14 protein-coding genes and 1 pseudogene are annotated in these 19791 nt (G+C 59.9%); 4 read left to right on the top strand and 11 right to left on the bottom strand.

Features of this window, described 5'->3' with window-relative positions:
* Nucleotides 1-9 precede the first annotated feature (9 nt).
* Genes JWV26_RS12325 through JWV26_RS12315 form a run of 3 tightly spaced genes read left to right on the top strand, consistent with a single transcriptional unit; the run spans nt 10 to nt 4927 of the window.
* Nucleotides 10-1101: an HlyD family secretion protein gene (locus JWV26_RS12325; protein WP_074913560.1), complete on the top strand. Its 1092-nt coding sequence runs from the start codon at nt 10-12 to the stop codon at nt 1099-1101.
* Nucleotides 1098-3803, top strand: a complete 2706-nt coding sequence (gene rbbA / locus JWV26_RS12320) for a ribosome-associated ATPase/putative transporter RbbA (protein WP_206416972.1) — start codon at nt 1098-1100, stop codon at nt 3801-3803. The genes JWV26_RS12325 and rbbA overlap by 4 nt, the downstream gene beginning before the upstream one ends.
* Nucleotides 3803-4927, top strand: a complete 1125-nt coding sequence (locus JWV26_RS12315; protein WP_196457851.1) for an ABC transporter permease — start codon at nt 3803-3805, stop codon at nt 4925-4927. The genes rbbA and JWV26_RS12315 overlap by 1 nt, the downstream gene beginning before the upstream one ends.
* Nucleotides 4928-4983: 56 nt before the next feature.
* Here JWV26_RS12315 and JWV26_RS12310 read toward each other — a convergent pair whose 3' ends face one another.
* The gene (locus JWV26_RS12310; protein WP_072423524.1) at nt 4984-5388 is read right to left on the bottom strand and encodes a flagellar basal body-associated FliL family protein; all 405 of its coding nucleotides are present in this window, start codon (nt 5386-5388) and stop codon (nt 4984-4986) included.
* Between the two features lie 155 nt (nt 5389-5543).
* Here JWV26_RS12310 and JWV26_RS12305 point away from each other — a divergent pair, with 155 nt between their 5' ends.
* Complete coding sequence (locus JWV26_RS12305) at nt 5544-6524, top strand: NADPH:quinone oxidoreductase family protein (protein WP_206416971.1); 981 nt, start codon at nt 5544-5546, stop codon at nt 6522-6524.
* Between the two features lie 200 nt (nt 6525-6724).
* On the opposite strand, the gene JWV26_RS12300 is transcribed toward JWV26_RS12305, so the two are convergent.
* From JWV26_RS12300 to JWV26_RS12260, 10 genes and pseudogenes are all read right to left on the bottom strand, one after another.
* Nucleotides 6725-6883 (bottom strand): DUF3309 family protein, encoded by a 159-nt coding sequence (locus JWV26_RS12300; protein WP_072423525.1) that lies wholly within the window; start codon nt 6881-6883, stop codon nt 6725-6727.
* Between the two features lie 352 nt (nt 6884-7235).
* The gene (locus JWV26_RS12295) at nt 7236-7982 is read right to left on the bottom strand and encodes a hypothetical protein (RefSeq protein WP_206416970.1); all 747 of its coding nucleotides are present in this window, start codon (nt 7980-7982) and stop codon (nt 7236-7238) included.
* 203 nt (nt 7983-8185) lie between these two features.
* Nucleotides 8186-8320 (bottom strand): annotated as a pseudogene (locus tag JWV26_RS24375) (IS4 family transposase); the annotation flags it as partial.
* A 59-nt stretch (nt 8321-8379) separates the two neighbouring features.
* Nucleotides 8380-9075 carry a transposase gene (locus JWV26_RS12290; protein WP_206416969.1) on the bottom strand — a complete coding sequence of 232 codons (696 nt, stop codon included), beginning with the start codon at nt 9073-9075 and terminating at the stop codon, nt 8380-8382.
* Nucleotides 9076-9105: 30 nt separating this feature from the next.
* Nucleotides 9106-9369: a transposase gene (locus JWV26_RS12285; protein WP_241201216.1), complete on the bottom strand. Its 264-nt coding sequence runs from the start codon at nt 9367-9369 to the stop codon at nt 9106-9108.
* A 172-nt stretch (nt 9370-9541) separates the two neighbouring features.
* Nucleotides 9542-9898 (bottom strand): antitoxin YezG family protein, encoded by a 357-nt coding sequence (locus JWV26_RS12280; protein ID WP_206416968.1) that lies wholly within the window; start codon nt 9896-9898, stop codon nt 9542-9544.
* A 107-nt stretch (nt 9899-10005) separates the two neighbouring features.
* The gene (locus JWV26_RS12275; RefSeq protein ID WP_206416967.1) at nt 10006-10701 is read right to left on the bottom strand and encodes a transposase; all 696 of its coding nucleotides are present in this window, start codon (nt 10699-10701) and stop codon (nt 10006-10008) included.
* A gap of 169 nt (nt 10702-10870) precedes the next feature.
* Entirely contained in the window at nt 10871-11116 is a 246-nt protein-coding gene (locus JWV26_RS12270; protein ID WP_206416966.1) for a CPCC family cysteine-rich protein, read from the bottom strand.
* A 10-nt stretch (nt 11117-11126) separates the two neighbouring features.
* Complete coding sequence (locus JWV26_RS12265) at nt 11127-17516, bottom strand: two-partner secretion domain-containing protein (protein ID WP_206416965.1); 6390 nt, start codon at nt 17514-17516, stop codon at nt 11127-11129.
* Between the two features lie 33 nt (nt 17517-17549).
* Entirely contained in the window at nt 17550-19196 is a 1647-nt protein-coding gene (locus tag JWV26_RS12260) for a ShlB/FhaC/HecB family hemolysin secretion/activation protein (protein WP_277425952.1), read from the bottom strand.
* Nucleotides 19197-19791 lie beyond the last annotated feature (595 nt).

Raw genomic sequence — 19791 nt, 5'->3', positions numbered from 1 at the left:
CCCCCAGCCATGGGGCGCTACAGGGAAGCCGAGATGACCAACGCAAAACGCCGCCTGCCCTATCTGATCGCCGCCAGCCTGGCCTTGCTGGCGGCCGCAGCCTGGTGGCAACTGCGCCCAGCGGGGCTGGGCGAGGGGTTCGCCAGCGGTAACGGGCGCATCGAAGCCACCGAAGTGGATGTGGCGACCAAACTAGCCGGGCGCGTCGCCAGCATCGAAGTCGACGAAGGTGACTTCGTCGAGCCCGGCCAGATTCTCGCCCGCATGGACACCCAGGTGCTCGAAGCCCAACTGGCCCAGGCCCGTGCCCAGTTGCGTCAGGCAGAGAATGGCCAGATCACCGCCGCCAGCCAGATCAGCCTGCGTCAAAGCGAAAAACTTGCCGCCGAGGCCGTGGTGCACCAACGCCAGGCGGAGCTGGATGCCGCGCGCAAACGTCACGCGCGCAGCGCCACGCTGGTCAAGCGCAACGCCCTGCCTCAGCAGACGTTGGATGACGACCTGGCCCGCCTGCAGAGTGCCGAGGCCGCGCTGGCCGCCGCGCGCGCTCAGGTCAGCTCGGCCGAGGCCGGCATAGCTGCAGCCCAGTCGCAGGCCATCGAAGCGCAATCGGCCACCGAAGCGGCCCGCGCCAGCGTCGAGAGGCTGCAGGTGGACATCGACGACAGCCAGCTCAAGGCACCACGCGCCGGCCGCGTGCAATACCGCGTCACTCAACCCGGCGAAGTGCTCGGTGCCGGCGGCAAGCTGCTCAACCTGGTGGATCTGACCGACGTCTACATGACCTTCTTCCTGCCCGAGCGCCAGGCAGGTCGCGTCGCGTTGGGCAGCGAGGTGCGCCTGGTGATCGACGCCGCACCGCAATACGTGATTCCAGCCAAGGTCAGCTATGTCGCCAGCGTCGCCCAGTTCACGCCGAAGACCGTGGAAACCGCCAGCGAACGCGAGAAGCTGATGTTCCGGGTCAAGGCGCGCATCGACCCCGAGCTGCTGAGCAAACACCTGCAGCAGGTGAAGACCGGCGTACCAGGCATGGCCTACCTGCGCCTCGATCCTGACGCCGAGTGGCCCACGCATCTGGCGATCAAGGTTCCGCAATGAACGCCCCGGTCGCACGCCTGGCTGGCGTCGGCCTGCGCTACGGCCAGACCCAGGCCCTACAGAAGGTGGATCTGCAGTTGCCAGAGCGTCGCATGGTCGGCCTGATCGGTCCGGACGGCGTCGGCAAGTCCAGTATGCTGGCGCTGATCGCCGGTGCGCGCAAGATTCAGGAAGGCAACATCGAGGTGCTCGGTGGTGACATGGCCGATGCCCGCCATCGCCGCCGTGTCTGCCCGCATATCGCCTATATGCCGCAGGGCCTGGGCAAGAACCTCTATCCGACACTGTCGGTGTTCGAGAACCTGGACTTCTTTGGCCGCCTGTTCGGCCAGGACGCTGCCGAGCGCGAGCGGCGCATCGACGATCTGCTGCGCAGCACCGGCATGACTGCATTTCGCGAGCGCCCAGCGGGCAAGCTGTCCGGCGGCATGAAGCAGAAGCTGGGGCTGTGTTGCGCGCTGATCCATGACCCCGACCTGCTGATCCTCGACGAGCCGACCACCGGCGTCGACCCACTGTCGCGCAACCAGTTCTGGGAACTGATCGCCCGCATCCGCACGCAGCGCCCGCAGATGAGCGTGCTGGTGGCCACCGCCTACATGGAGGAAGCCGAGCGCTTCGACCATCTGGTAGCGATGGATGCCGGCCGCGTGCTGGCCGAAGGCAGCCCGGCAGAACTGCGCACCCGCACCCATAGCACCAGCCTGGAACAGGCCTTTATCGCCCTGCTGCCCGAGGAACGCCGCCGCGGCCATCAGCAGGTGGTCATTCCACCCCTGCAAGACAGCAACGAGATCGCCATCGAAGCCAAGGGCCTGACCATGCGCTTCGGCGATTTCGTCGCGGTGGACTCGGTATCGTTCCGCATCCGCCGTGGCGAGATCTTCGGTTTTCTCGGCTCCAACGGCTGCGGCAAGAGCACCACCATGAAGATGCTCACCGGCCTGCTGCCAGCGTCTGAGGGCGAGGCGCTGCTGTTCGGCCAGGCAGTCGACCCGCGCGATATGGCCACGCGCAAGCGCGTCGGCTACATGTCCCAGGCCTTCTCCCTGTACGGCGAGCTGACGGTGCGGCAGAACCTGGTGCTGCATGCCCAGCTGTTCCATGTGCCGACCGCTGAGATCGAGCCGCGCATGGCACAGATGGCAGCACGCTTCGACCTCGGCGAAGTCATGGACATGCTCCCCGAACGCCTGCCGCTTGGCATCCGCCAGCGCCTGTCGCTGGCCGTGGCGGTGATCCACAAGCCGGAAATCCTGATCCTCGACGAGCCCACCTCGGGTGTCGACCCAGTGGCCCGCGACGGCTTCTGGCAACTGATGCTCGACCTGTCGCGCCAGGACGGCGTGACCATCTTCATCTCCACTCACTTCATGAACGAGGCGCAGCGCTGTGACCGCATCTCGCTGATGCACGCCGGCAAGGTGCTCGACAGCGACACGCCGCAAGGCCTGATGGAAAAACGCGGGCTGGACAGCCTAGAAGCCACCTTCATCGCCTACCTGCAGGAGGCGGTTGGCGAACAGCCCGCCAGCGAGGCGCCGCCGCTTGAACAGGCACCACCACCGCAGCGCCAGCTGTTCAGTTTGCGCCGCCTGCTCAGCTATGCCCGGCGCGAAGCGCTGGAACTGCGCCGCGACCCCATTCGCGGCGGCATGGCACTGCTCGGCACTGTGCTGCTGCTGTTCATCATCGGCTACGGCATCAGCCTCGACGTGGAGGACCTGAGCTTCGCCGTACTGGATCGCGACCAGACCACCACCAGCCAGGAATACCACCTGAACCTGTCCGGATCGCGCTACTTCCTGGAGAAAACGCCGCTCTCCGATTACGACGAGCTGGAACGGCGCTTGCGGGGCGGCGATATCAGCCTGGCGGTGGAGATTCCGCCGAACTTCGGCCGCGACCTCAAGCGCGGCGCCAGCCCGCAGATCGGCATGTGGATCGACGGCGCCATGCCGACCCGCGCCGAAACCATCAAGGGCTACGTCACCGGCCTGCACCAGCATTACCTGAGCGAGCTGGCGCGGCGTTCGCCACAGCCACAAGCAGCCAACGCCGCCACGCTTGCAGTGCGCTATCGCTACAACCCGGACGTGGAGAGCCTCAAGGCCATGGTGCCGGCAGTAATTCCGCTGCTGCTGATGCTGATTCCGGCGATGCTCACGGCCCTCGGCGTGGTGCGCGAGAAGGAACTGGGCTCGATCATCAACCTCTACGTCACACCAGTCACCCGCCTGGAATTCCTGCTCGGCAAGCAACTGCCCTACATCGCTCTGGGCCTGTTCAACTTCATCCTCCTGGCGCTGCTGGCGGTCACCGTATTCGACGTGCCGCTCAAGGGCAACCCGCTGACCCTGCTGGCCGGCGCCTTGCTCTACCTGGCGTGCGCCACAGGCCTCGGCCTGCTGATGTCGACCTTCACCAAGAGCCAGATCGCCGCGGTGTTCGGCACCGCCATCGTCACCCTGCTGCCGGCCATCCAGTTCTCCGGGCTGATCTACCCGGTCGCCTCATTGGAAGGCGCAGGCGCGGTGGTCGGCCAGCTCTACCCGACCTCACAATTTCTGGTGATCAGCCGCGGCATCTTCTCCAAGGCACTGGAGCTGCAGGACCTGGCCGGCTACTTCGCCGCCCTGGCACTGACCATCCCGCTGCTAACGCTGATCAGCGCCAGCCTGCTGCGCAAACAGGAGGTCTGATGGAACGCCTGGCCAATATCCTCCACCTCGGCATCAAGGAGCTGCGCAGCCTGCAGCATGACCTGGCGCTGGTGCTGCTGATCCTCTGGGCCTTCAGCATGGGCATCTACTCCGCCGCCACCAGCATGCCGGAGAGCCTGCACAACGCCGCCATCGCCGTGGTCGACGAAGACCAGTCGCAGCTCTCCGAGCGGCTGATCCAGGCCTTTCAGGAGCCCTATTTCCGTACGCCGGAGCGCATCGACCTGAGCGAGATGGATCGCGGCATGGATTCCGGGCGCTATACCTTCACCCTGAACATTCCGCCGAACTTCCAGCGCGACGTGCTCGCCGGCCGCAGCCCGGCGATCCAGCTCAATGTCGACGCCACCCAGGTAAGCATGGCCTTCACGGGTGCCGGCTACATCCAGAACATCGGTGCCAGCGAAGTGGCCGAGTTCGTCCGCCGCTACCGGGGCGAGCTGCAGCAGCCGGCCGAACTGGCGCTGCGCATACAGTTCAACCCCAATCTGACGCGCGCCTGGTTCGGCTCGGTGATGGAGGTGATCAACCAGATAACCATGCTGTCGATCATCCTCACTGGCGCAGCGCTGATCCGCGAGCGCGAGCACGGCACCGTGGAACACCTGCTGGTGATGCCGGTGACGCCACTGGAAATAATGCTGGCCAAGGTCTGGTCGATGGGGTTGGTGGTACTGACGGCTGCCGCCCTGTCACTGCTGCTGGTGGTTCAGGGCTGGCTGCAGGTGCCGATCGAAGGCTCCATCGCGCTGTTTTTGGCCGGCGCGGCGCTGCACCTGTTCGCCACCACCTCGATGGGTATCTTCTTCGGCACGGTAGCGCGCTCGATGCCGCAGTTGGGCCTGCTGATCATCCTGGTGCTGCTGCCGCTGCAGATCCTCTCCGGCGGCACCACGCCACGCGAGAGCATGCCCGAGCTGGTGCAACAGATCATGCTGGCGGCGCCGACCACTCACTTCGTCGCGCTGGCCCAGGCCATTCTCTATCGCGGTGCGGGGCTGACCATCGTCTGGCCCTACATGCTGGCTATCGCCGGCATCGGCACGCTGTTCTTCGTCGCGGCACTGACGCGTTTTCGCAAGACCCTGGCGCAGATGGCCTGAACAACATGTAGGAGCGGCTTCAGCCGCGAAAATCACGCTGCTGAAGCCGCACCCTTTCACTGAATAATCAGATTGTTGAACAGCAGGTCTTCGACAATCGGCTTGCCCTCTTCACCATTGATCGCGTCCTGCACCTTCTTCAAGGCTTCCAGGCGCAGGTTCTCACGGCCATCGGGAGCGTTGATGGTCTCGCTGGTCTGCGCCGAAAACAGCATCACCATCTGATGGCGGATCAGCGGTTCATGCTGCTTGAGCTTCTCCTCGGCCTCGGTGCCGGTCACCCGCAGGGATACATCGGCCTTGAAGAACTTCAGGCGATTGCCTTGATCCGCCAGGTTGCCGATCAGCGCTGGCGTCAGGTTGTGATAAATCGTCGCAGGAGCCTCCTCCTTCTTTTCCGAAGAGGCCAGGGCAGGCAGGCAGATCGACAGGCTCAGTAGCAGGGCGGTCAACAGTTTCACGTTCGGCACTCCATCGGGGATGTGCCTAGCATAGCCATCCACAGGCCCGCACCCAAGTCCGGCGCTTATGCCGACCTATCAGGCATCGGCATGCTCGTTGACCCTCAGCGGGCGCTTTCTACACTGCATGGCACCCTGCAAGAGGAATGACCTTCATGAAAGCCCTGCTGTGCAAAGCCTTCGGCCCCGCCGATACCCTGGTACTGGAAGACCTGCCAAGCCCCGAGCCGAAAAAGAACGAGGTGCTGATCGAGGTGCAGGCCGCCGGGGTCAACTTCCCCGACACGCTGATCATCGAAGGCAAATACCAGTTCAAACCGCCCTTCCCCTTCGCCCCGGGTGGCGAGGTAGCCGGTGTGGTCAAGGCCGTCGGCGAGAAAGTCAGCCATCTGCGCGCGGGTGATCGGGTCATGGCGTTGACCGGTTGGGGCGGCTTCGCCGAAGAGGTCGCCGTGCCGGCCTACAACGTGCTACCGGTGCCCAAGAGCATGGACCTGACCACCGCGGCGGCCTTCGGCATGACCTACGGCACCTCGATGCACGCCCTCAAGCAGCGCGCCAACCTGCAACCGGGTGAAACCCTGCTGGTGCTCGGCGCCTCCGGCGGCGTCGGCCTGGCGGCTGTGGAAATCGGCAAGGCCATGGGCGCCAAGGTCATCGCCGCGGCAAGCAGCGTGGAAAAACTGGAAGTGGCGCGCAACGCCGGCGCCGACGAGCTGATCAACTACAGCGAGCAGAGCCTGAAGGACGAGGTGAAAAAGCTCACCGGCGGCCAGGGCGTCGACGTGATCTACGACCCGGTGGGCGGCACGCTGTTCGAAGAAGCCTTCCGCAGCATCGGATGGAACGGCCGCTTCCTGGTGGTGGGCTTCGCCGCCGGCGGTGGCATCCCGGCACTGCCGGCCAACCTGCCGCTGCTCAAGGGCGCCTCCCTGGTCGGCGTATTCTGGGGCTCATTCGCCCAGCGCCAGCCGCAGGACAACGCCGCGAACTTCCAGCAACTGTTCGCCTGGCACGCCGAAGGCAAGCTCAAGCCGCTGGTGTCGCAGACCTTTCCACTGGAGCGCGGCGGTGAAGCCATCGATGCACTCGGCCAGCGCAAGGCGGTGGGCAAGGTGGTGGTGGAGATTCGCTAGGGCGCTCAGGGGCGGGGCAACCCGCTCCTACCGACTCCACACCGTCAGAAGATCCAAGCTTCATTGCGACCGTCGGGGCCTGCACGCCAGACCCACTGGCGGCTGACGCGAACGGGAAGTTGCCCCACCTGAGCCCGCTAGGCCATCAGCGACGAAAATCACTGGTGGCGACCGCCTGCATCAACGACGCAGGCGTCGGCTCACACGTAACCGAGCAGCACTAGCACCAGCACGATGACCAGCACTAGCCCCAAGCCACCAGTGGGCCCATAACCCCAACTGCGGCTATGTGGCCACGCTGGGAGCGCACCAACCAGCATCAGAAGCAGAATGATCAGCAGTATGGTTCCCAAGCCCATGGCAATCTCCTTGCTTGTCGGTGGCGGCCCACGATGGAGCGGCGCCTGAAACCGGTAGCCCATAAGCGGCTGCCGATCCTATGCAGGGTATGACACTGCTGCGAAGCCAATGCCAGGCAATGCCCTCGCTGCTTTGCCATCCCCTACATCAGTTACGACCCAACAGCGAATCGGAAAGTGCCAACTTTAATCGGCGCACCAAGCCAGGCCGGGACAGCCAAGACTCAATGGACACAAGACAGGCGGGCAAGGTGGTAGTAAGGGCTTACTGAACCGCGCAGGGCGGGTTGCTTTGAGTCTTGACGCCAGGCCGGCTAATGGGTGTCCCCTATTGTTCTACCTATTGTTCTATTCAAATTGAAGGCTCGTTCTTGATTAGGAAAAATTCCTCTCGGAACAAGCTCTTAAGCTCAGCGCGGCGTTTTGAAAATAACGAGAAATCACTCGCCACGTCCTGAATGCTATTTGTGACCCTCACTAGGTAGCCATTACCTATTTTCTCAATAGGAAAACCTGACGCTGCGATTTTGTCAGAATCAACCTCTCGGGCAAACTCGTCTCCATAGAACATTGCCCAGCCAATGTTCGGCACATCGGGCTTCAAGGCCGCATTAAATGACCCAATCTGAAAGCTATTATTCTTCTCATGAGAACCAAGCTCAGGTTCACTGAAGAGATGAAGCATTCCAAGCTGCGGGGGGAAAATTTCGCACCACACGCTAAAGAGCGCGTACCAGTCAATTTGCTCACTGCAAGCAGAATTTAAGCGGGCGGAACCCGGAACAATTTGCCCTCGAACATTTTGAGATGTATGAACAACACTTCCCGAGGATTTAATCGCCTTCTTTCTTCTCCATGCAAAGTCTTGGTAGAAGTCCGACAACGAGCCATTGACACGGATGGCAGCTTTAGACGCCCAAACACCGTCACTCGCAGCCTTTCCTATAAAAGGCTCTGTGAACTTATCTGCATTGTGCGACACCTGCTCTGGAAGCAGTAAACCACCATTTAGACTTAACGAGTCAATAAGCTTCTCGCCAACGCCCCAACCAACCGTCGCAGATTTAGTTTTAATTGAAATTTGTATATATGGTTTCATAAGTCATTAAAATTTCGTCAAGTCGCCCGTAGCGGGGTTATATCTGTAGACATCACCACCGGTTTCCCTTACTTGGAACATGAGCTCTTTAGAGACGCTGTACGTCCTAGGACTCACAACAAGATTCAAAGGCTGACCAGTATCGTTTGCAACTTTAATCTGCGCCCGAAAATGGGGACAGATTCTGAGGAATCCCCACAAATCTACTCCAGTGTCTGCGTCTGCCGGTGAACCTCGTCACGTAGCAAGAGCTCCATCTTCGCCAGAACCGGGCATGATAAATCGCTGGCCGAGCGCCTGAGGTACTCAAGGCCGATACGCCAGAGCGACAGCACGGTTTTATGCCCGACGCTGTAAATAATAGGGGACAAAATAATAGGGGACAGACCACGGTTTACTAAATATCTGGCGCACTCTTGGGACGCCCTGGCTTGCCTCTTGTGACTCTTCGCCCCAATGCAGCCTCAACTTCGGCAGAAAATTTCGGACTTCCCAGTGCGTAGTTTCCATTTGTCGCAGCACGTATCTGATCAACAAGCCCTGGGTCTAGCTGATAGCGGAACAATTCTCTATAAGCCTCAGTCCTGAGCCCCTCATCTCGACCCAGTGTCTGATAGAGGGGGTGCGGACAGCGCAGCACTGAGGACTCACCTTGCGCGTTGGCCCGGTAGCTCGACCAGCGATACTCAGCCGGATGCTCAACCATGCCTGCACGGATAGGATTCATCTCAATGTATCGATAGCAACCCAACACATATGCCTCTTCCTGCATGAGGCAAGAGCGGAAACGACCTTCCCACAGCGTCCCGCTACGGCGGTATGTGCGATTAACATACTGCACGTAACGCTGCCCTAGCCCCTTCATCATGAGTCCTGCACTATCAGGGCTTTCGGGCGTGGCCAACAAATGAACATGGTTGGTCATCAGACACCAGGCATGGATCGCACATCCATGCTTCTTTGCTTGCTCCATCAAGACATCCAGATAAAAAAGATAGTCCTCGTCAGCGTAAAAACAGGCTGAGCGATTATTCCCTCTCTGAATCAGATGAACTGAAACGCCTGGCAGTGATATGCGTGCTCGACGTGGCATACAGACCTCCTTCCATGGAATTTCATAACCCTAGACCAATAAACGTGGTCTGTCCCCTATTGTTCTGTATTGTTCTGCACTATCAGGGCTTTCGGGCGTGGCCAACAAATGAACATGGTTGGTCATCAGACACCAGGTATGGATCGCACATCCATGCTTCTTTGCTTGCTCCATCAATACATCCAGATAAAAAAGATAGTCCTCGTCAGCGTAAAAACAGGCTGAGCGATTATTCCCTCTCTGAATCAGATGAACTGAAACGCCTGGCAGTGATATCCGTGCTCGACGTGGCATACAGACCTCCTTCCATGGAATTCCATATAATCCTAGACCAATAAACGTGGTCTGTCCCCTATTGTTCCGTTTCTGTGTTCTCGTTTCTGGATATTTTGTGGGGATTCCTCAGGGTCTGCCCCCTATTACTTGCCCCCTATTTTCCCTTTTCCTAGACAGGCAGACACATTGCCTATATCTCACCTACAACATCGTCAGTCTCTTCATAGCCCTCTGGCTTAGTGTAATCATATTCAATATTAAATTTCCCATCAGGATAAAGCGTAAAGATCAACCCCCAGATACGCTGCCCATTCCCCTTAAGGATATCATCCCTAATAAAAAGCGCCGCCCTACCACTATCAATACAGGTATCTGGCCATCCCAAGGCCTTCTTATCAACATTGCCACAAACTTCTAGCCAGTAGGTGGTAGAAGCCATTTGGCGATAGATTTGACAACTACAGAAGGCTCTATCCCACGAGCGACTTCCGATAAAATCAAAAATCCCTTTAGCCAATTCGCCATAGGCATCTTCAACTGTATTCATGCCTCACCTCACTGCACAAATGCAGAACAATAATAGAGAACAATAGGGAGAACAAAGGGGAGAACAATAGAGAACAATAGAAACAATAGGGGACAGACCACGTTTTACTAAATATCCGGCGCACTCTTGGGACGCCCTGGCTTGCCTCTTGTGACTCTTCGCCCCAACGCTGCCTCAACTTCGGCAGAAAACTTCGGACTTCCCAGTGCGTAGTTTCCATTTGTCGCGGCACGTATTTGATCAACCAGCCCTGGGTCTAGCTGATAGCGGAACAACTCTCTGTAAGCCTCAGCCCTAAGCCTTTCATCTCGACTCAATGCTTGGTAGAGAGGGTGTGGGCAGCGCAGTACCGAGGGCTCGCCCTGCGCGTTGGCCCGGTAGCTCGACCAGCGATATTCAGCTGGGTGCTCAACCATGCCTGCTCGTACGGGGTTCATCTCAATGTATCGATAGCAAGCCAACACATATGCCTCTTCCTGCATGAGACAAGAGCGGAAACGACCTTCCCACAGCGTCCCGCTACGGCGGTATGTGCGATTAACATACTGCACGTAACGCTGCCCTAGCCCCTTCATCATGAGTCCTGCACTGTCAGGGCTTTCGGGCGTGGCCAACAAATGAACATGGTTGGTCATCAGACACCAGGCATGGATCGCACATCCATACTTCTTTGCTTGCTCCATCAATACATCCAGATAAAAAAGATAGTCCTCGTCAGCGTAAAAACAGGCTGAGCGATTGTTCCCTCTCTGAATCAGATGAACTGAAACGCCTGGCAGTGATATGCGTGCTCGACGTGGCATACAGACCTCCTTCCATGGAATTCCATAACCCTAGACCAATAAGCGTGGTCTGTACCCTATTATTCTCTAACCCGAGCGCGCCAAGTGGAACGCACGGAAATCCAAAAGAAGGGACATCCAACGAGGGCTAAGTAAGTGCCATTAAAATCTGTCCCCTTTTCCCTTTTTTTTAGTTAGGAATCTCTTCTAGCAATGGCTCACGAACAGAACCCAGGCTTTCTTTGTCAACAGCGCCGATAGCTCCGAAATTTTTCCTGGCCTGCTCAAGGCTTACAGCATTCGCACCACCAGTGTAAGTCGGATCACGAAATTGTGTTTCGTCATCTTCCCACCCACAAACAGGGCAAATCTCAAAAGTCCCAGGAAGCTCTTCATCGAACGTCAAATACCCACAACAAGGACAGGGATAACTCATCTTTTAACTCCTACTGCCGATTCCAGTAATTAATTCCATCTGCAGGACGAAACATTGTTCTCGGCGCACCATCTTGTCCTAATACGCCAAACGTATTTGTATTAGGATCATATCTAAGAGTATCACCTCGAGCATTGGTCTTTGTCAGAGTCCCCTGCGGTGGATTTGTTAAGAACCGTTTGGACTGCTCCGCATATTGCTTTGCATTCTGAAGTTCTGGAAACTCACTCTTGTGTTTATTCCAATGTCCCAAGGCATTTTCAACTGCTGACTTGCTTTTAGTCGACGACCAAATCGCCCCATTCGGTGTAGCCGCACTGGATGCACCGTTTGCCCCACCAGTTCGACCTACCAGGCCGCCAGACGCTGCTGCCGCAGCCACCATAGCGCCTAGCTGAGCGCTATCACTAGAGAGACCTTGGTTCTCAAGACCGATCTGCACCTGTGCCTTCGTCAGTGTACCAACCGCACTCATGTTCTGCATTTGATAAACATGCAGATCACGTTTGAGTACCGAGGGAATACTGTCGTCGAAATAGAGTTTGCTGATTCTCTCCTGCAAACTTAGGCGATCATGAGCCAGATCACCATACAGCTCAATGCAACTAGCCGGATCAGTAGCACAGAGAGCCCCTAACGCATCATCGCCACCGAGAGAAATATCCCTGAATTTTTGCCTTACCTCGTCACAGTTTCCTCTTGCTTCACAAACTTGAGCGTCTGCAACAAGCTCATCAAGCTCCTGATGCCCCATGAAGTTGTACTGCGTAGCATTCTTCGTCACCCACGCAGCATTCTCCATGTCCCCATCTGTCATCGCAGCAGCAGCCACACCCACCAACTGGGACATCATCAGCAGCAGGCTTTCATTGCCGTCAACGAGAACGTTTAGCTGCTTGACGAGTGCCTCATTCGCACCAGCAGCAAGCGCACCAGTAACAAAGTCACCGCCTGTCGCTTCGCTAAGCAGACCACCCACAAACGCATGAATAGCAACCTTTCCTGCGCTGCCATCATCTAGAACACCTTGCGTATGATCTCCCACGGCATTGAAGGTAGCGGCCGCTAAAGTATTGAACAGCGCACTTTGAAGCACATCCTTGAAGTCCACGTCCCGACCAAGGGCTTTATTCAACGCGGCAGAGGTTCCGCCTTGCAGCACCTGATTGCCGGCAAAGCGGCCAATGCCATCAAGATTGCTGAGATCAACCGTGACCTTGCCAGTGATCGCGTTGGTCTTGGTATTAAGCATGCTGTCATACAGGCCTTCCGTAAGACCCGCCGTCACTCCTGCCACAGCAGCATTTTTCAAGCTATCGCTGCTAAAGGTGTCTTTGAGCGCGGCGCCTAGGTTGCCCTTATTGTTAATCGTGCTGATCACTCCGGTCGTTGCCAGGCTGGTCGCAGCTGCTCCCGTAGCAGCGCCGCCAAGAGCGCCGGCAGCCATCGGGCCAACCACGGCAGCCATCACGATCGCAATCACCAACTGCGCCCCAGCCCCCAACCCCGAATGGCTATACTTGAAGGAGTCATGTATCTCCTTCACCTGCCGCCAATCGACATCACCGCGCTGCTCCATCTCCTTGAGCCAGGCCAGTTCGGGGTCAGCCTTGACCATGGCGTCAATGGTCTGGCTCACGCTCTGCTGATTGACCTCCTTGACGTCGATCTTCAGGCCATCCACGGCCTGTATCACCAGGTCGCCCTTGGCGATCAACTGGCTCTGGTAGAGGGTTTCATCCGTACTGCCCTTGCCCTTGGCTGAGGTCCAGGCCAGGCTGTTGCTGCTCTTCTCGTGGCTCTCCTGATCCAGATCCTTGACCGCTTCGAAGGTGATGCTGCCGCCGCTGTCGAGGATCAGGTCGTTGCCGCTTTCCAGGCGCGCTTTCTGGTACAGCTGGTCGCCTTCGCTGACCAGGATCAGATCACCGCCGGTGGTGATGGAGCTGCCGACATTGCGTACGGTGGTGACTTCGTCTCGCTGGGTCTTCTTGCTGCCCCAGGAGCCCTTCTTCTTCATGTCGTAGAGGTAGTAATCGCTGTTCTGTGCAGCCAGCAGCGCCAGTTGCTCACCGGCATACAGAAATGCCTCACCCTCGGCCCTGAGCTGGCTGGCGCTCAGGATCAGGTTGCCGTCGGCCAGGACATCCAGATCCCCACCCGCCTCGATCACCGCCGCTTGCTGGCGTACGCTGCTGTTCTCCTTGTCGACCTTCTTGCCACTGCGCTTGTAGCGGTACTCGCTGCTGCTTTCGTTGGCCGCTGCAGCGATGGTCACGTCACGGCCAGCGTCCAGCAGCACGTCACCGTCCGCTTTCACCGCACTGGCCACCACGGCAATATCCTGCCCGGCGGTCACGGCCAGATCCCCACCCACCTGCACATCGCTGCCATGCTGGGTGGTGCTGGTGGTGCTCCAGAAGTGACGCTTGTCCTTACGCATGCTGCCGTGTTCTTCAGCAGCAGAGGCGATGATCACATCACCACCGGCATTCAACTTGGCGTCGCCGCCCGCCTTGAGGCTGCCGCCGATGTTCTGGATATCGCCCCCAGCGAGCAGTTGCAGATCGTTGCCGGATTCGATGCCGGCTGCCTTATCGACCACGCTAGTCAACTGGCTGAAACCCTTGCCGCTCAGGCTCTGCTGGCTGATGGTGCGTTCGTTGCTGATATCGCCTGTCAGGGCAATGAGGGATACGTCCTGACCGTTGATGATCCCGCCCTGGGCGTTGCGAATGCTGTTTGTCGCCAGCAGTTGCAGGCGGTCGCTCGCCCGCATCAAACCGCTGTTGCCGATGCTGGCAGCGGTGACGCTGAGGTTTTCACTGGCACGCAAGGTGCCGCTATTGTTCAGGTTGCCACCGCTGATCAGGGCAACATCCTGACCCTGGATCAAGGCGCCACTGGGTGCCAGGCGATCACCAACCTGGGCCAGGTACAGCACCGGCACCAGCACCTTCTCACCGTTCACTTCGCGCTCTTCGAGCCAGACGATGTCGTGGGTCAGCGCCGCGACCTGGGCAGAGGAAAGCCCCACACCAACCGACAGGCTCAACGCCTCCTTGCTGGCAATGGCGTTGTCCATCAGGTAGCGGAATTGCGCGTCGTTGTTGCTGAAGCCATCGAGGTAGCGTTTGCCGGTACGCGCGGCGATGGCCTGTTCGAGCAGACGCTGTTCATACAGGCCATCGCCCAGGCGTTTCTGCGCCGTGTCGTTATCGAAACCGAGCAGGCCGAGCATGTAGTCGGAGCTGACGAATTGCTTGAGGTCGACGAAGGCCGGATTGGTTTCGATCAGGTAGCGATGGCCGGGATCGGTGTTGGTCTGAAATAGGCCGTTCTGCCCCTGCGGCAGGCCGAAGCCAGGGAGGCTGATGGGGTCGACGGCCTGCTGCGCGGTATCAGCAGGCAGTTGCGGGTTGAGCTGCACGATCAGGGGGGCAGAGGCGCCACCTACAGTGGTTTCCAGTGTTTGCTCAGTACCGGCCTGGGGTGCGTTATGGGCCAGGACGGATTCATTAGTAATAGGCTGAGTGGCCTGAATACGCACATCGCCGCCAGCCTGGATGATGCCGGGCGCCGCGACGCCGATGGGCGTGTCTCGCTGGATATCGCTGACCAGATTCCATTGCCCCAATGCTCCGGGCAATACCTTGGGCAAGGGTTGGGCATTGTAGGGATTGATGTAGTTGGCCCGGAAACGCTCATCCGTTCCGTCTGTGACCCGGCCGGTGTTGTAGCGGCGCACACGTTCTACCGAGGCGAGCGTGGCACCGGTGTTCTCCAGACTGTCGGCATCGATGTCGATATCGCCAGCCGCGCTCAGGGTGCTGTAGCGGTTGGCGATTTCGCCGCCGTTGAGCAGCAGGTTGGCACCGCTGTGGATACGTGATGAGGCGGAGTCCGCTTCGACCCGAGCCTCGAAGCGCTCGGTCGCCACGTAGTCGACGTTATGGTGATCGCCACTGCAGTCATAGCAGACAACGCTGATACCGCCGTAGGTCTGGGCAAGTCGCCAGTCAAATACGTCCTTGCGATTACGCAGCACCGCAGCACGTAGGGTCATGTCGCCCGAAGATTCGATACTCGCCGAACGGTTGTCCAGCAGGTCGAGGTTGCCGCCCTGCTCATCGCGGGCAACGTCCAACTCGCCCAGGCTGTAGATATCGCCCAGCAGGTTGGTCAGGCTGGCGGTGCGCAAGGTCATGTCCGCGCCGCTAAAGATCAGGCCCTGTTCGTTACGTAGAGAGTCCCCCTCGATACGCAGCAGGCCACTGCCACCCAGCGTGCCACGGTTGTCGAGGCTGCCCAGTTTGAGGAACATGTCCTGCGCGGCGGTCAGACGCCCCTGGTTGAGCAGTTGGCCGCTCAGTTCGAAGCGTCCGATACCGCCACTCTTGGCCTGGGCGTCGTTGCCAAATGCGGCGCTGTCCGCCTTGAAGGTCAGGTCGCCCAGGCTGCGCAAGACACCATTGCCCTCATAGCTACCGCTGAGCGTCAGGTCGAGGGCGCCATCGGTGGCGATGACGCCATCATTGACCCAGTTGTCGCCAGTGGCTGTGATGCTCTGCCGCGAGATCAACTGGCCGGTGGCGGCTTGGGTGAACTGACCGATATTCAGGGTCAGGCGCTCGGCCTGCAGCTCGCTGGTGTTGGTCCAGTCAGCAGCGCTGAGGCTCAGCTCACCATTGGTGATGAAGCGCCCACCGGCACCGCCCAAATCAGCCAGCTCCAGCTCGAAACCCTGGGTGCCCAGATGACGAACCGTGCCACCCAGATTGCTCAATGAACTGCTGGCGAGAGCAAAGGCAGCGTTGCCGATTTCCACCAGGCCCTGGTCGTTATCGAACAGGTTGCCAATCTGGAACTCGCTCCTGCCACTGCTGGCCAACGCACGCAGACGGCCATCGTGGTTCTGCGCGCTATCGACGTCGAGCTTGAGCGCCTGGCTGGACTCGATCAGCCCCTGCTCGTTGTTCAAAGCACCTGTCAGCTTCACATCGATGGAGTCAGCAGCGAGGATGCCACCCTGGTTGTTCAGCGACGCAGCCTCGACTCGCAGTTCGCCGGCTGCCAGCAGCTCGCCGCCCTGGTTACTCAGGGCGCCGCCGCCGAGTTCCAGGTTCTTCTGCGCAATAAGCTGGCCCTGGCTGTTGGCAAGTTGCGCAGCCTGGATCTTGGCATTACCTGCGCTGAGCAACTTGCCGTTGCTGTTGTCCAGCACCTCGACATCCGCTTCCAGGCTGCCGCGAGCGATCAGCTCGCCCCGGTTGCTGACACGCTGGCTGTTCAATACCAGCTTGCTGTCGGTTACCAGCGCACCGTCGGCCTTGACCCCGGCCTCGACGATGCCCTGGTTATCCAGCTCGCCGCCGCCGATCTCGAGGCGATTGCCAGCCGCCAGGCTTTCCTTCACCTGGGTCTTATCCGTGGCTATGACTGTCGCATTACGACCGGCATAGGTATCGGCGTTCAGTTCGATCTCGTTGGCGGCGAGTTTCAGGTCACTACTGGCCGCGACCCGCGCCAGGCTCAGCTTGCCGTTGGCATCGATCTGGATATCCCCGGCGCTGGCGGCCATGTCGCCGGCCAGTTTCACACCCACGCCCTGCTCGGTGCCGACCAGACGGATGGCGCCCGCGTACATGCCGCCCAGGGCCGAGCTGTCGATGGCCAGCATGGGCTTGTTCGAACCGTCGTCGGCCTTGGCGGTGGCGGCCAGGGTGGTGGCATCCACCTCGTTGCGGCCGGTGATGATGTTGAGCTTGTTGGCGTGCAGCTCGGCGTTGATCTGCGCGCTGCGGGTGATCAGGTCGAACTGGTCGACGTTGCCGGCATTGAGCCCCTGGCCTTCGATGGCGATCTGCCCGCCGTCGACGTCGAAACGCTGCAGGCGGCCATTCTCGATGATCGGGGTGCCGGTGCTGAGGGTGACGCGCGGGGTGTTGATGAAGCCGCAGCCATCGCAGGTGATGCCGTGCGGGTTGGCGACGATGACCGCCGCCGAGCGCCCGGCCACTTCCGTGTAGCCCTTGAGCTGGCTGGCGTTGCCGCCGGTGACTTCGTTGAGAATCAGCCCGGCGGCGCCGTTCTTCAGGTTGGGGTTGCCGACCACGTAGCCACCCAACTGGGTCTTCACCAGGTTCTGCGCATTGTTGTTGAGGATCAGCCCCTGCTGGCCGACGTTGTAGTCGGTGAACTTGTTGTGCGACAGGCCGCTGCCATTGGGCGTGGCGATGTTGACCATCGGCACGCCGTTCTGCGCCTGGGTCACGGCGGTGTTGCCGCCTGCGGCCTGGTCAACCGTCAGTTGCGCCGCAGTGGCGACGATGGGGTTGAGAAACAGCACGCCAGCAACGATGAGGGCGATGTTCTGGAACAGAGGACTGCGTACGTCCATGTCGATACTCCAACCAGCCATCCGGCCGGGCAATCAGAAGAACAGGTCGAATCGGAAATAGACCGGGCGCTCGTCGCGCTCGATGGCGTCTGGACGCTCCAGGGCATGGGCGAAGCTCACCGAGGCCGCCAGGTGCTGGCCGCGCAGGGCGAATTCGAGGGCGTTGCCCGTCATGCGGCCGCGTTGCTCGGGGTTGTGCCGGCCGCCGTGGATCACGCCCACGTCATAGGCGAAGGCCAGGCTGTACTCGTGCACGAAGGGGCGCAAAGCCTCCCAGGTGACCGGGCGGCGCCAGCGCAACTGGTTGCGCCAGTAGCCGCCGGTGTCGCCGGACAGCGATTGGTCCTTGAAGCCACGCACCGAGCTCAGCCCACCGATGCTGATGCGCTGCGGGCTGAACAACACGTCTTCGCTCTTCTGGCCGTAGGCGAGGCTGTCGAAGCTGAAGGACTCGCCCCACAGCGCGAAGGGCTGCAGGTAGCTCAGGGCCAGGGTGTATTTGTTGTAGCGCGCCACCGGCTGGCTGCCTTGCGGGTCACCGGCGCGCTGAGCGTCGAAGGCGCCGATGCCGCGTTGCCAGCCGAGATCGGCGTTGACGAAGGCGCTGCCGATACGGCGGCCATGGTTGAAACCCAGCTGCGCCTCGGACAAGCGCGTGCTGGAGGTATCGATGCGATTACCCAGGATGAAGTTGTTGGTGCGCAGGTGGCTGACACCCATGTTGAAAGCGGTCTTGCTGACGCTATCGCGGTGCAGCACACGCTCGCCGCGCAGGGCGTGAGTCTTGCTGTCACCGTCCTGGTCGAAGAGAAAACCACCGCCATCGCTCTGCGTGCGGTAGTAGCTCTGGCTGTAGCTGTAGCTGAAGTTCCACCAGCCGTAGGGCACCTGGTAGATCAGGCTCTGGCTGTGGGAGTGGCGGTAGCTGTCGCTCACCGCATCGCGGTTGGCGCGCAGGCTGAGCTGGTCGGCTAAACCAAGGGGGCTGTCCCAATCAAAGCTCAGGCCCCACTGTTGCTCGCCGGTGCTCTTCTGGCCGTCGTTGTGACGGTTGAGTCCGGCACGCCAGGGTTTGTCGCGCTGGCCCTGCAGCCGCACACGGCTACCGCCTACCTCTTCACCCGGCACCAGCTCCAGCTGGGCCTGGCGCGACGGCAGGCGGTTGAGCTGGTCGACCAGTTGTTCCAGTTCGCGCAGGTCCAGCACTTCGCCTGGCTGGCCGGGGAAACCCATGGCCAGTTCGCGGTCACTGGCCAGCTCGGAACTGTCCAGCCCTTCCAGGCGACCTTCGACCACGATGACGCGCAGCTCGCCCGAGGACAGGTCCTGCTGCGGCAGGTAGGCGCGCGAGGTGACGTAGCCGCGGTCGATATAGAACTGGGTGATGGCCTTGAGCAGCTCGTTGAGCTGACCAACGCCCAAACACTCGCCAGCGAAGCGCCGCAGAATGGCCTGCTGGTCGTCCTCAGCGAGAAGAGTGGCGCCTTCCAGGCGAATCTGTTCGATATCAAAGCAGCGCTCGTCTTCGACGGGGGCGATTTGCAATTTTGGGGCTTCACCGGGCAGTTGCTGCAGCTCGTCGAGGCGGCGCTGCTGCTCCTGCAGCAAACGCTCCTGGCGCTCGCGGATCAGCTCACGGTCGCCCGGCGTCTGCGCCAGCGCGGTAAGAGGAAGTAACAAGCAAAGCCATACGGCCCCCAAAAGGCCGGGAGCCACTTTTAACGTCGCGCAGCGACGGCCCGCAGGGTGGTCGCCAGGGATGGCAGGCCATAAAGGGCTAATACGGAAAGGCATGCCTTCAGTCCTTTGAATAGCAGAAAAACGGCGGCGGAAAATCGGCAGCGATTAGAACATGTGGCCTCCTGCCATCAAATGTCTAAAAACTGAACAACTTCACGTTTGGGGACATTGATTCGGGCGCCCCGGACAAACGGTGCCTAACGAAGCTTAAAAGTGAGACGTACTGCACCTTTGCGGTGCGGTGCCTCGCCGCGAACAAGGGAAGTGCGATCTCGATAACATGCAGGAAGTTTTTTTGACTTCGTCCAGTGGCGGCCTGAAGTGTTGCCGCCAAGAGGGCGAGCAACGAAAGCTTCGCCCCGGGGCGGGGCTCCTACGAAAAGCGGCTTTGGCATACATGCAGTCAGATATCGTCGAACACGGTCGGCCCCCCCTCGCCCCTGGGGAGAGGCTAGGGAGAGGGGTTAACGGCCGTTTCGCCGATATTTCAGCCCTCTCCCCCAGCCCCTCTCCCGCAAGCGGGAGTGCGGAGCCA

Origin of the sequence: Ectopseudomonas toyotomiensis (assembly GCF_017167985.1) — a bacterium.
In the GTDB taxonomy this organism is placed as follows: domain Bacteria; phylum Pseudomonadota; class Gammaproteobacteria; order Pseudomonadales; family Pseudomonadaceae; genus Aquipseudomonas; species Aquipseudomonas toyotomiensis.
This window is presented reverse-complemented; position numbering and strand designations above follow the sequence as displayed.